At 38.9% G+C, this 13,995-nt stretch carries 10 protein-coding genes and 2 tRNA genes; 8 read left to right on the forward strand and 4 right to left on the reverse strand.

What is annotated here, in order from left to right; translation table 11 throughout:
* Positions 1-192: 192 nt before the first annotated feature.
* On the reverse strand, positions 193-1,842 hold the full coding sequence (locus tag J2756_RS05945; RefSeq protein ID WP_209583588.1) for a bifunctional N(6)-L-threonylcarbamoyladenine synthase/serine/threonine protein kinase: 1,650 nt from the start codon (positions 1,840-1,842) through the stop codon (positions 193-195).
* A 600-nt stretch (positions 1,843-2,442) separates the two neighbouring features.
* Here J2756_RS05945 and J2756_RS05950 point away from each other — a divergent pair.
* The 3 genes from J2756_RS05950 (at position 2,443) to J2756_RS05960 (ending at position 7,691) form a co-directional block, all read left to right on the forward strand.
* A complete protein-coding gene (locus J2756_RS05950; RefSeq protein WP_209583591.1) occupies positions 2,443-5,640 on the forward strand; it encodes a DUF11 domain-containing protein in 3,198 nt (1,065 codons plus the stop codon).
* 165 nt (positions 5,641-5,805) lie between these two features.
* Complete coding sequence (cobT, locus tag J2756_RS05955) at positions 5,806-6,876, forward strand: nicotinate mononucleotide-dependent phosphoribosyltransferase CobT (RefSeq protein ID WP_209583593.1); 1,071 nt, start codon at positions 5,806-5,808, stop codon at positions 6,874-6,876.
* A gap of 125 nt (positions 6,877-7,001) precedes the next feature.
* Positions 7,002-7,691, forward strand: coding sequence for a stage II sporulation protein M (locus J2756_RS05960; RefSeq protein WP_209583595.1), 690 nt, complete (start codon positions 7,002-7,004; stop codon positions 7,689-7,691).
* A 158-nt stretch (positions 7,692-7,849) separates the two neighbouring features.
* Here the strand turns inward: J2756_RS05960 and J2756_RS05965 are convergent, their stop codons facing one another.
* Entirely contained in the window at positions 7,850-8,680 is an 831-nt protein-coding gene (locus tag J2756_RS05965) for an undecaprenyl-diphosphate phosphatase (protein WP_209583597.1), read from the reverse strand.
* Between the two features lie 590 nt (positions 8,681-9,270).
* On the reverse strand, positions 9,271-10,197 hold the full coding sequence (locus J2756_RS05970; protein WP_209583599.1) for a branched-chain amino acid transaminase: 927 nt from the start codon (positions 10,195-10,197) through the stop codon (positions 9,271-9,273).
* Between the two features lie 345 nt (positions 10,198-10,542).
* Here J2756_RS05970 and J2756_RS05975 point away from each other — a divergent pair.
* The 3 genes from J2756_RS05975 to J2756_RS05985 all read left to right on the forward strand — a co-directional run bounded on the left by J2756_RS05975 (position 10,543) and on the right by J2756_RS05985 (position 11,515).
* A tRNA-Val gene (locus J2756_RS05975) sits at positions 10,543-10,614 on the forward strand.
* A 167-nt stretch (positions 10,615-10,781) separates the two neighbouring features.
* Positions 10,782-11,294: a hypothetical protein gene (locus J2756_RS05980; RefSeq protein ID WP_209583601.1), complete on the forward strand. Its 513-nt coding sequence runs from the start codon at positions 10,782-10,784 to the stop codon at positions 11,292-11,294.
* Positions 11,295-11,443: 149 nt separating this feature from the next.
* Positions 11,444-11,515 (forward strand) — tRNA-Val (locus tag J2756_RS05985).
* A gap of 206 nt (positions 11,516-11,721) precedes the next feature.
* Here J2756_RS05985 and J2756_RS05990 read toward each other — a convergent pair.
* Entirely contained in the window at positions 11,722-12,525 is an 804-nt protein-coding gene (locus tag J2756_RS05990; RefSeq protein ID WP_209583603.1) for a restriction endonuclease, read from the reverse strand.
* Between the two features lie 167 nt (positions 12,526-12,692).
* On the opposite strand from J2756_RS05990, the gene surE reads away from it, so the two are divergent.
* Positions 12,693-13,469: a 5'/3'-nucleotidase SurE gene (gene surE / locus J2756_RS05995; protein WP_209583605.1), complete on the forward strand. Its 777-nt coding sequence runs from the start codon at positions 12,693-12,695 to the stop codon at positions 13,467-13,469.
* A gap of 41 nt (positions 13,470-13,510) precedes the next feature.
* Positions 13,511-13,684 carry a hypothetical protein gene (locus J2756_RS06000; protein ID WP_209583607.1) on the forward strand — a complete coding sequence of 58 codons (174 nt, stop codon included), beginning with the start codon at positions 13,511-13,513 and terminating at the stop codon, positions 13,682-13,684.
* Positions 13,685-13,995: the final 311 nt, after the last annotated feature.

Consider the following 13,995-nt stretch of genomic DNA (forward strand, 5'->3'; position numbering starts at 1 on the left):
TTTTCACCATCACAAAGAACTTTACTTTCATATTAATCTTTAAAATATTCCTTTTAAATCATATTTTTAATTTTTTTATCTTCATTTTTAAAAATTCACTCATCAAATGAGTCATGTGAGTTTAAAACTGAAATAAAAAATTATAATTAGGTTACACCTTAAAATCTTATTTTCACTGTTACTCACAATCCTTCAATGATTCTTAGAGGTGTAACGTCCCCTTCCACCAATATCATCTATTTTCTCAGTCACTTCTTCGTAATCTCCAGTCCCACTGTAACCCTGAAGTATGGCACTGAAGCATTCATCTGCAATTTCATGGTGGATTCCAGATATTGCCTTCTTGAAGACCAGGAGGTCCACTCCCTTGTCCTCAACCAGATCCGAAACACGGCCCAGTCCGAAGTCTATGAAAACCACTGAACCATCCCTGAGTATAATGTTGCTGGTTGTGAGGTCTCCATGGATTATTCCGCAGCTGTGGAGTTTTGAAACGTTTTCACCGATGTCCCTGCAGATCCCCTTTATCTCCCCAAGACCCTCAAGGCCCAGGCTATCAAAAACTTCCTTAACAGTTTTTCCGGGGATTTTTTCCATTAAAATGGATTTATTATTCTTATCAATATCGTAAACTAATGGTGTGACAACTCCGCATCGTTTAGCTTCACTGAGGAGTTTGGCCTCTCTTTTTGTCCGTTTTTTACGGATGTGATGGTCTATTTCCTTTATCCTGTAACCCTTACTTATTCGTTTTTTCACGAGAACGTCTTCGTCCATCCATTCTCCAGGGTAGATGTTGGCCTCGGCACCCTTTGCAAGTATGTCCCTTGGCAGCTGCAGCTCCTCAACTGAACTTCGCCTCCATGGAACATCAACCTCATCTGTTCTGTAACGCTGGATCACTCCAGTCTCCTCTAAACCACCAACGAGTCCGTGCTTGTGCATGAGCTGGCCCATCCAGGCTATCATTGCACCGTTGTCTCCACAGTACTTCATTGGTGGCATGTGAAACTCTGCGTAGTGCTCATCTGCCATGACCTTCAGCATCTCCCTGAGACGGGTGTTTGCAGCCACACCACCGCAGAGCATCACCTCCCTCTTCTTGGAGTGTGCAAGGGCCCTTTCAGTCACCTCAACCAGCATGGAAAATGCAGTTTCCTGCAGACTGTAACACACATCCTCAATTACAGCACCTGCCTCATATTTCCTTATGGCCGCAGTTAAAAGCCCTGAAAATGATAGATCCATCCCCTTAACTGTGTAGGGAAGTTTGATGTAGCTGCCATTTTTAGCCAGTTTCTCAACCTTCGGCCCGCCAGGATGCCCAAGCCCAACTGAACGTGAGAACTGGTCCAGACAGTTGCCAATGGCGATGTCAAGGGTTTCACCGAAGACCCTGTAACGGTTGGCATCAAAGGCAATGACCTGGCTGTTACCTCCACTCACGTAGAGGGTTACGGGGTCATCTGCCCCGGTTGTGAGCCTTCCTATCTCAACGTGACCTATGCAGTGGTTGACGCCAACGATTGGAACATCCAGTGAGAGCGCAAGGCTTCTGGCGGCTGTTGCAACTGTTCGGAGTGCAGGTCCAAGGCCAGGCCCCCTGGAAAATGCAACCATATCCATATCCTTCAGTTCAAGCCCGGATTCATCGATAGCAGCCTTCATTAGGGGGATTATGTTTGCTGCATGATGTTCTGCAGCTTCACGTGGATGTATCCCTCCATTTTCAGGTATGAGTGGGTTTCCCTGCGATGCGAGGATGTTACCCTCTGAATCCACTATTCCAACACCTGTTTTCTCTGCTGTGCCCTCAATTCCTATACAGATCAAATTTATCACACCTTCCTGGAATGTATCTCAATGAAATATTAACCTTATGAACTTCATAAAGTGAACTTTCTTTTCAAGTCTATCTCTTCTTATTCTGTTAGGCTGGATTTTCATAAATAAATTGTTGAAAACTTCAAGCTCAAAATTATTTAATAATTCACATTGACATGTGACTACTCTTTTTTAAAACCGGAAAATTATCTAATTTTAGATTAAATAAACTTTTTAATAATTCTAATTACATTATCACAAACTTTTAAACCTTTAAAATAAGATTAAATCCATTTTTTAAGTTAAACCACGTTTTTAAATTATTTGGATTTATAATTCTAAAATTAGCTTTTAAAATTTTTTAAAATAGATTTAAAAGAATATTTGGCTTTTATAATTTGGTGAATATTTGACTTTTTAGGGTGCTTGTGACTATAGTCACGTATTTTCCGATTTTTTTCACAAAATTTAATTACAAGTTTTTGAAAAGTATCCTCATTCATAAGACAATAATCATGGCTATGAACTTCCTGAAAATGAGTTATTACTCACAGGTCTTGTCTTGTGAAGAAAATCTCATTGAAAAAAAAGATATTGATTGTAAAAGGAGGTGAAAAAGTGCAAAAAAACATACCAAAAGGATTACTAATGATTACACTGACCTTTCTATTTACACTCACAATCGCTGGAGCTGCATTCGCAGCAACAGGCGATCAGGTAACAAATGCAATAGTTACACCAAATACCCTACCCCTTGTAAATTCTAATAGTACTCAAGGTGGTAATGACCAATTTGTAGTTAATACTACTCCTGCTCAGGGATTTCCAACTAACGGCAGTTCCTATGCCAATATAAATACTGGAAATGCTGCTGAAAGTTCTGCTAACTTAACTCTCAATTTGACCATACCTCAGGGTGCAAAAACCTTGAGTTTTGACTGGAGATTTGCCACAAATGACTATCCTCCTTTTAATGATTGGGCGAAAGCAGAAATTGTAGATGGAAATTCAGTTACCAATGTTCTGTTATTACCCAACGGAAAAAAAGTTGATGTACAAAATGCATTGAGCTATCTAAGTCCAACATATCCGAATAATATAGGTTATGCTAGAATAACCCCTATGTACACCACAACTACGGATATATCTGCGTATGCTGGGAAAAACATTCTTTTAGTTCTTTCAGTAGCAGATGCAGTGGATACTGATTTTACATCTGCTCTCTTCATCGACAATTTACACATTAAAACAATAGCAGATCTTAATCTGAATGAGTACACGAATGATGGTAACAATTGGAATTACCATACACAGCACACATTCTACGTGAATCTGACTAATAAAGGATACACTGCCAACAACGTTGTCTTAACAGATACTCTCCCTCCAGGTCTTCAATTTGTAAGTGCCTCTGACGGAGGTTCATATTCTAATGGAGTTATAACCTGGAACATTGGAACCTTGAATGCAGGTGCCTCAATACTTCGTAACATCACAGTTTATGTAACAGGCCATAACATCCTGGCTACAAATACCGCAACTGCAACAACAAGCACCTATGAAGCAAATACTAATGATAATACAGGTTCATTAACTATCAATGTACATGCAGCAGCTTCCATAGACATTTCAAAGGAATTTTGGAAAGATTCAACATATATAGAAGTAATAAACTCAGCTAACTACCACGATAACATTTGGACTGTCATCAAAGCCCATAATTACGGCCCAGATAATGCAACAAACGTTCAAATCTCAGACACTCTACCTTTGGGTTTAGTTCCAGATTATAGTCAGATTTGGCTTAGTACCGATGGTGCAAATAATTGGATCCTTACAAGTAGTTATTCTGGTAATACTTGGACTATAACTGACTTACCTAACGGTGCTGAATATTGGCTTGCAATCTGGACACAGGTTACTGCTCATAATACCACTGTGATAAACACTGCAACCCAAACTGGCCAATACCAGTATCCATATAATGGATACGATTCATCTACCGCATCTTTAACTGTAGCACCTGCAGCTAATGTTGATCTTGCAAACGAGTTCAGAGGAACATATAATGGTTCTACCATAACCCAGGCAAATTATCATGACGTCATTTGGGCTGTTATAAGCTCTTATAACAAAGGCCCTGATAATGCAACCATGACCATTGCAAATATTCCAGCAGGATTCATACCAAACGGTAACTACACGGTGAGTTATGATAATGGATTGACTTGGGTTGGGGTTGATGGTTCATTCACAGATGGCATTTGGACAATACATATTCCTGCTGGTTTGACTTACTTACTGGCAATACCGGGGCAGGTTAATCAAACAAGTACTGTAACTAACACTGCAAACCAAACTGCCCAGGATATATATCATTCTGAACAGTTTGAGACAATTACAACTTCATTAAATGTACCACCAGCTGCTGATGTTGTAGTTACTAAAACTTGGGAGAACACTAGTGGTAGTCATATAACCAATGCTAATTATCTGGATACTGTTGTTTCTCACATTACTGTGACTAATAATGGGCCTGATAATGCTAACAGTGTGGTTTTAACTGATCATTTACCAGCAGGCTTCCAGTTAAATGCAGCTCAGTCTTACATACGATACGGACAATTAGATAGTTCTAGATGGAGTTTAGCTGATTGTACTGATTGGAGTTATGATGAGGCAACTGGACTGTTCACCTGGAACATTACAAAGCATTTAGGGGTTGCTATGTACTCAGGTCTGGCTAACGCTTGTGAAGTATGGTTGTACTTCACCAACACAGCACATAACAACACCCAAGTGCTTAACACTGCAGAAGTTGACCCACAAAGTTCAGAACAGTACGATCCAAACACATCTAACAACGTGGCTACAAGCTCCTACACAGCAAACGCAGCTGCAAATGTGGGCGTAACTAAAGAGTTCCGGACTGATTACCAGAATTCAACTAGCACTACAAACACTGCTAATTACTACACTCCAATATGGGTAATGGTTCATGTAACTAATGCTGGTCCGGACGCAGTTGATGGTTTGCAAGTAACTGATATTCTTCCAGCAGGTTTAACTTACTTGAATGAGTACTTCGTATCTCATGATGGTGGATTAACCTGGACTGTGGAAGATGTTTACAATGCAACCACTGGTGTTTGGAATATCGGCTCCATGTTAAATGGTGCTGATTACTGGCTTGCTGTGCTTGCACAGGTTGATGGGCATAACACCACCATTACAAATGTTGCTAATAAGACACAGTCCACATTTGACTGGAACGCTACAAACGATAATGGTAATGCAACTTTAACTGTTCCTGCAGCAGCGGACGTGTACGTTAACACTTCTACAAGTAAAAACAACCCAAATGTTGGTGAAAAAGTAGTGGTTAGAGTTAAAGCCGGTAACAACGGACCTGATGCTGCTCAGAACGTAATAGTAACCTACAATGTACCAGAAGGTATGGAGTTTGTAAGTCTAGCATGGGAAGCAGGCTATCCTGCACCTGTATACGACCCAACAACCCGAACCGTAACCTGGAACCTCGGTAACCTCGCGGTGATTGACCCTTGGATGGATATTACGCTAAGAGCTGTCAGCGCTGGTGCAACAAGCGGTGATGCAAGTGTAAGTTCAGACACCTACGATCCAGTTTCTGGAAATAACCTAGAATCTGGTGCCATAAGTGTAGAACAAGTACAGGTAAACGCTGCAACTGTTGATTCAACAGTACCAATGCAGAAAACAGGCCTTCCAATTGGAATGATACTGACAGCGTTACTCGTGTTACTCACTGGATTTGTGATGCCAAGGAGAAAGTAGTAACAAAAAAACCAATCTTCTTTTTTTATTTTTTTTATTTTAAAGAGTAAAATTAGTTAATTCAACGAAATAACTGTTTTAAATGTTCTGATCCTTCACATTTCAATGAATGAGAAAACTATTTCTTACTGGGCTTCCAATTTTAGTTTCAAGGAAGTGAAAGATATGAAGGATGCAATCAAATGTTACGGATCATCAAAAATCCTGCCTGAAATAGAGGGAAAGGATTCATTATTCCTGTGCGTAATGGCTAGCACAGCCACATCAAGAATACCTGGCATAACTGGTGCAGGAGCAACACCAGAACTCACAGATTACACTCCTGCAGCCGACATGGAGCTTGTGGTATGTGGTGAACCCAGATGTTTGCCTGAAATACCCCAGACGGTTGTGGACGGTGCACCTGCACCCACACCTGCAGTCATAACCAAGGCCGCTCTGGAACTTGGAAACATACCCTTGATGGTTGTTGATGCTGGTGCGGCCGTAAAACCAAACCTCCCCTACTTGAAGCTCAACGAAGAACCTGGTGGAAACATTGGAACAGGCAGAGCAGTTTCAAACAGTGAAGCTATATTCAAAAGGGGAAAACTACTGGGTGAAACCCTTTCAAAACTTACAGAACACATTGTGATTGGTGAAAGCACACCTGCAGGTACAACCACAGCCCTCGGAGTTTTAACTGCCATGGGATATGATGTTGACCATAAGATAAGTGGAAGCACACCAGAAAACCCCCACGACATGAAACAAAAGCTTGTGAATGAAGGTATGAATGCTGCAGGTTTCAAAGCAGGAGAAATGAAATCTGAGCCATTCAAAGCCGTTGGTGCCGTTGGTGATCCAATGATACCTGCAGTTGCAGGTATTGCAGCTGGAAGCAGTGTTCCAGTAACCCTTGCAGGTGGAACCCAGATGATGGCGGTTTGCGCAGTTTTAAAGGCTGCTGTGCCAGAATTCGATTTTGATAAACTGGCAGTTGCAACCACAGTATTCGTTGCAGAGGATGAAACCTCGGACATAAATCATATCTCACGTCAAATATCTGAAATACCAGTTTTTGCAGTGGATCCTGCCTTTGAGAAATCCGACAATCCTGGACTTAGAAGTTACACCACAGGATTCGTTAAGGAGGGTGCGGGGGCTGGCGGTGCTATGATGGCTGCAATTCTCAAGGGCGTGCCTGTTGATGATATAAGGAGAAAAACAGAGGATATATGTATGGATATATTCTAAAATTATTTTTTTAGCCTTTAAACTAATTGATGGCTGAAAGGTCTATGAATTCAAGGGAATTATTCTAATTCAACGATGTATATCCATAGGGATATCCCCAAATATGATGCACTGGATGGATCCAGATGAAACTGAAACACGTTAACTGTTTGAAAGGATTTTTACCATCCAAAATTATTTTTACAATCTTCGTTATCCTTTACGTTTCAGGATTCATTTTTGCCTACTTCAAACCATTTTTAGCCCGTAGTTTCTTTAATGGAGGTTTTTTCCTTGGATACATGGATGTTAAGTTCATATTTCCCCATACAGTGGCCTTCAACTACATCTTCAATCAGTTCGTTCTTTTTTTAGGTGGAGTTTCAGCTCATCTCTTCCTGAACAATTTGGGAGTATCTTTAGCCTGCGTATTCACAGGAATACCTATAGTTTCGGTTATATTCCTCAAACTCTTCACTTCGATGGGTGCTGTAAACTACCTTCTCATGGTTAAGGTTGGAATTATCAAGGCCTTCCTGATACTTGGAGGATCTTTCCACTTTTACTTCGAATTTTTAGCTGCAATGCTGTCTGTGGATGCATTCTTAAAGTTTTACAGATCATTTTTCCATTTTTTAATGCAAAAAAACTTCAAAGAATTTAAAGAAGATATTTTAACGGATTTTCTTCCATTGATATTGAGAATAATAATTTTACTTGCAATTGCAGCCATTTTGGAGGTATTCTGGAGCACATGGTGGGTTTACATCCTTACCCAGCACTACGTACCTTGGATTAACTTTTATATGGGATTTTACTCCTGTAAAATAATTTAAACATAATAATCTTCATTTTTAAGATAGGATCCTATAATAAGGTTAATTGTTTTTATTGATAAAAAATTCATCAAATAAAAAAAATAAAAAATTAGATATTAATTTGCTAATTAGGCGCGGGTATCTGGATTGATAGCTATTTTTTAGTTTAAACAGGCCTAAAGTTTAATAATCCCGGTTGAAAGGATTATTGCAATTGCACCAACGATCCAGCAGTAGTATGCAAATATATTAAGACTCCAGTCTTTGATGATCTTCATGAGGAGCTTGATTGCAAGGTAACCGAACACAACTGCAGAGATGAAACCCGCCACGAGTGCTGTTATGCTCATATCTAGGGCGCCTATGTCCTTAGCCTGAACCAGTGCAGCTCCAAGTATGGCTGGTATTGAGAGAAGGAAGCTGTACCTTGCTGCAAGTTCCCTGTTGAGTCCTGAGAAGAGACCTGCTGCTATGGTTGATCCGGAACGGGATATACCAGGTGCTATTGCAAATCCCTGGAAAACACCTATTGCCAGGGCATTTTTGAATGAAACCTCTTTAACATCTTTATTTCCACCTTTATGGTGTTCGGAAGCCCATAGAAGTACACCTGTTACGAGGAGGAAGAATCCTACAATTGGGACTGAGTTGAACATACTTTCGAACTGACTTTTCAGGAGTATTCCCATTAAACCTGCAGGAATAGTACCAACAACAAGGAGCCATACCAGTCTTTTGTAAACGTCTTCTTTAACTCCTTCCTTAAATTTCCCATGGAATATGTCTGCTATGATTGATACAAGGGCTTTTATCATTCTTATTATGTCCTTGAAGAAGAATGAAACAACTGCGGCCAGTGTACCCATGTGGAGAACTGTATCAAATGCAACACTTTGTCCTGTTCCCATGATGTTTTGGAAAAATACTAGATGAGCTGAGCTGCTCACAGGGAGAAATTCAGTTAAACCCTGGACCATTCCCAGTATTATTGCATAAATTATGTCCATTTTTTAATCACCTTTTTTTAGATAGTTATCATAACTTTGTTTAATTCAATTGTTTTAAATCAAAAGTTTAAGTTAATTTCATTGAGCCTGATCCTTTGTCATTTTATAAATCTAAAGTTTACACTGAATATTTAAGGTAATATTAATCCCTATTAGTGTTTTGTGGTTTGGAAATTTAAAGACTCAGTTAAATAACAGAATACATAATTTATCATGTAAATTACTTTTTAAAATACTTTTTTTCAAATTTTAATGAAAATTAACTCTTATTTTCCTCTAAATTTCCTCCAAGTTGTACCAAAATCTTGGCCAGATTTACTGAAAATGAGCAGCCTTTTCAGTGAAAATAGTGGAATAAATATGAGATGCAATTTAATTTTTATTGAATAAATTTTTGGACTTATCAATAAATTTAAACCATATTACCGTCATTTTTTTTAAACCTAATATTTGTTTAATTAAGGTTTATAAAACCCTGCACTTCAAACTATATTTAAAAAAAGAAAATAGGAAACGGGAGTTATAACTTAAACCTAAAACTAATAAGTTATAAGTTGTAACTTATAACTTTTAACTTATTATGACACATCTTATCCTTCCACGAAGGATAACCATCCCTTCTCATCATCAACCTCACAGTTAAGAACCTTGAAGAAGGTTTCCTGAAGCTTTTTGGTTATTTCTCCCCTTCTACCTTCACCTACAGGTATCTTGTCTATGGATCTTATTGGTGTGAGTTCTGCAGCCGTACCTGTGAGGAAGACCTCATCTGCGATGTAGAGCATTTCACGTGGAAGTGCTTCCTCCCTGACCTCAAGTCCCATGTCACCAGCAAGTTCAATTATCGAATCCCTGGTTATTCCACCAAGCAGTGATGATGAAATTGGTGGGGTGTACAGAACTTCGTCCTTGACCAGGAATATGTTCTCTCCACTTCCTTCACCGACCATTCCCTGGTAGTCTAGCATTATTGCCTCGTCGTATCCGTTCATCACGGATTCCATCTTTGCAAGCTGGGAGTTCATGTAGTTAGAACCTGCTTTAGCCATGTTTGGCATGGTGTCAGGTGCCATACGCCTCCATGTTGAAACACCCAGGTCAACACCGTTTTCAATTGCCTCCTCACCCAAGTACTGTCCCCAGCCCCAGGCAGCTATCACAGTTTCAACTGGACAGTTCAGGGGGTAAACACCCAGTTCGGCATAACCCCTGAATGCTATCGGCCTTATGTAACATTCTCTGAGTTTGTTGGCCTTTATGGTGTCAAGGGTAGCCTGACAGAGTTCGTCAACTGTGTAGGGTATGTCCATCCTGTATATCTTACCTGAGTTCAGAAGCCTCTGCATGTGGTCCTGCAAACGAAAGACCGCAGGTCCCTTTTTGGTGTTGTAGCACCTTATACCTTCAAATACGCTTGATCCGTAGTGAACAACGTGAGACAGAACGTGTATATTTGCATCTTTCCAATCAACTAATTTTCCGTTAAACCATATCTTTCCTGATTCATCAAATGCCATTTTTATCCCTCTACTTCTTCAGATATATAATTGGACGCAGTACAATAAATAGATTTATAAACTGAAACATGAAGCTCAATTTTAAATAATAGGTTCTGAAAATGAGTATTATTACAATTATTTTTATAATACCTATTAAAAGATGGACAAAACATTTATAAAGGTTGATTATTAAACTCAAGATGGTAAGACTTTTTATAAATCGTTATAAAGTAGAATTTTTCACGTTCTCCAGAGTTTTAGATCTATTTCCCAACGTCACGTATCAAATCACATGAATTTTTTGGGCACTGGATGAAGTTTGGAAAAAGTTTATATAGCGATTTGCACAATACACAAAAAAGAGGGCCGGTGGTCTAGGGGTATGATACCTCGCTTACAACGAGGTGATCAGGAGTTCGAATCTCCTCCGGCCCATTTTCAAACTATTAACTTGTTGAAACGCTTGTTTCATTTAATTCGTAATAATCATTGTTTAAATATTGTTTTTACCAGATCTAATTCAACTTCAGATCTACTTCGACCTATGTTTTTTTTTGAATGAAATAATTATAATCAGTCAAAAACAACAGGTAGGTGGTTTTATGGTTGTTGAAACAACGTTTTCTTCATATTTAACAGGTGAAGATGCATTGGTTCTTTTTTTCGGAGTGTACATGACCCTGGTCATAAGTCTCAGTAAAAAGTTCCGCATATTCGATATGTACCTCTTCTTTTCAAGGAATGGGCTTAAAAAATTACATGCAATTCGCAGATTCTGTGTAGGGTTCATACTGGTGGATACACTGCCCATTGCATGGTTTTGGGTACTTTACAGATTCATAATACCCGCAACACAAGGGGCCTTTCCCATAATGGCAGCTGCATTTGCCTGCTTTTCAATACTTGGATTTGAAAAATTTTTACATGGGGTACTTGCAACTGAGTACCATGAAAAATTTTACACCCAAGAGGAGTATGAGCTTGTTATGGATGCATGGGGGAGAAAAGATGATGAAGACAACAGATTCAAGATTCACAAATTCACAGGAATGATATACCTCATAATCTTCCCTTCAATTGCCTACTTCATAGGAAGGATCCCCATCCATTTATAAATCATTTATCTACAATTGATTTGGAATATTCCTACTTCTTTTCATCTTTTCAGTCCTACTTAAACACCATAAAATTATATATAGCTGTTCAACAGAACCATAATTAAGAGATTTTTCCTGAATGAACTTTTTGTAGACTTTTTTAATGGGGGCCGGTGGTCTAGGGGTATGATACCTCGCTCACACCGAGGTGATCACGAGTTCGAATCTCGTCCGGCCCATTAATTTTTAACGATTTTTTAACGATCCTTCAAGGGTTGTCTTAAGTTAAATGATGGATCAACTTTTTAATTAACGAGTTATCAACTCAAAATAGTACTTCTACAAACTGAATTGTGAAACGAGAAGTTATAGGTTTACTGTAGAAAAAGATATGGATATGCATGCATCGCGATGCATATGGGAACATTTTAGTACCCTGTGATGCTCAGGTTAGAATTATAATAATGACGTGCATTATCATGGTCACGAAGAAAACAGTTGTACCCTTCGTGAGAATTTTGGTTGCATCCCTTTCCACTAAAATAACGATTCCATATGCCAGAATTGCTGAAAACAGTATCTTTGAAACTCCCAGAACAGCAGTGTTTTTATATCCAAAGCTGATGAGATAAGCTGCAAAATATGACAGGAGGAATACTATGATTATCAGGGCAATTATGTTCCTTAAAATGGCTTTAATCATTGGGCCAACTGAACTCACACTTTTTTGACCAGTTTTTTTTGATAAACTTTGTTTTCCCCTGTTTATCAGTCCAGATGTAACCACCCGGGATTTGGGTCGTGATATTGGATTTGATGCTGGAACATAATCTTCTTCATCTTCAAATTCATTATCAATAACATCAGCACGGGTTTCATTCATTGAAGCAGCATTTCCAGAGAATTTTTTAGCCATGGTGAGAAGGCCATCCTTGTCCACTATTTTGATGTTTCTTCTGCCTGCGTAGTTTATGGCACTCTTGGTGAAGTAAGATGTTGTAATAACCACGACCTTGGAAGCTTTAAGGGTTTTTGCAACCATCTCCATTTCCTTAAGAACGTCAAGTCCAACTTCCCATCGTTCATCGTAGTTTTTACAGGCTACAACAACGCCCATATCCCCTAAAACCGTGGGTAAAACTCCATAAATATCTATCATGTGTCTAGATGTTTTGAAGTTCTGGTAAACCTTGAACCCAGATTCTTCCATAACCTTTGCAACGAACCTGACAAGTCTGTTTTTTTCCAATTTCCTCACCCTTTGAAGTACAGGTGAATGATTATACACGTACCCTGTATTATCATTATTCAATAGGTATTATTAATTATTTTCTAATTTAGTATACGTAAACTGTAAATGCATTTCTTTTTTCACCGCGTAAAGTTTTTGAAGGTTGAGCTATATAATATGGCAACATGCGAATTCTCATAACTAACGATGATGGAGTTAACTCTTCAGGAATCATGGCCACCAAAAAAGCAGTTGAAGATCTGGGGGAGATCCAGGTCGTAGGGCCAGCAACTCAGCAGAGCGGTATAGGTCATGCATTAACCCTTTTTGAACCTGTAAGGGTTACTGCGACTAACCTTGCGGATGGAAGCGAAGCTTACGCGGTGTCTGGAACGCCCACAGATTCGGTTATAATAGGAATTTATGAGCTAGCCTGTGAAAAACCAGACCTGGTGATATCTGGCATAAACATTGGGGAAAACCTTGGAATGTCTGAACTAACAACTTCTGGAACAATAGGTGCTGCAATGGAAGCCGCAGTTCATGGAGTACCTGCTTTAGCTGTTTCTTTAGAGGTTTCACGGGGTGATATAAAGTTCCATGATGGCCATGTGGATATTGACTTCAGCCATGCCCAGAAGATCCTTCACAGAGTTGCAAAGAGAATTCTGGACAGGGGACTGCCTGAGGGTGTTGATTTCCTGAACCTTAACATTCCCTCATCACCAGAAAATGATAAAATAAAGTTAACGCGTCTTGGGAAGCGAATGTACAAGATACACATTCAGAAAAGAAGGGATCCTAGGGGGAGACCATACTACTGGATCGATGGAGACCCAGTTGAGGATGATGATGAAGGAACCGATGTTCACACGCTCCGATCTCAAGGCTTTCCAACCCTAACTCCAATTTCCCTTGACTGCACATCCCAGATGCACACCATGAAAGAATGGCTGGACTGATACAAGAAGAGTTACTTAAATCAAGCTCCCTGGGGGGGGGTATGGAGTCAAACATCTTCACCCAACGTAGGCACAAGCCACTAAACACCAGGTTCCCTCAAATAATTCACATGAGAATTAATTCTCTATCAGTTATAATCAGGGAAAAACCGATTATTATCATGCTTGATCTTGACTTCAAAAAACTACTTCAGCTTTTCCACGGCCAATCATAACCAACATACTAGCACTATTTTTTTATAAAAACTCTTCTAAAATTTATTTTTTAATTTTAAATCATAAAAATAAGGTCTTAAAGTTATTAAACCTTTTTAAAGCGTTTATAATTTTTTATAAGCATTTATAAGGGGATTTGGTATAGATTTGGGTGTAAATTTGGAAAAATTACTTTTATACCCAACGAACAATTTTAATTAAAAGAACATGAACAGGTTTTGATTTGCTATTTTTTAGATTTCACCTTTTATCAGCATGTTCAACATTTTAAAACAAATAAAAAGATTTTAAAACAAATAAAAGATGGAAA

The sequence above is a fragment of the Methanobacterium aggregans genome (assembly GCF_017874455.1).
GTDB classification, from domain to species: Archaea; Methanobacteriota; Methanobacteria; order Methanobacteriales; family Methanobacteriaceae; genus Methanobacterium_C; species Methanobacterium_C aggregans.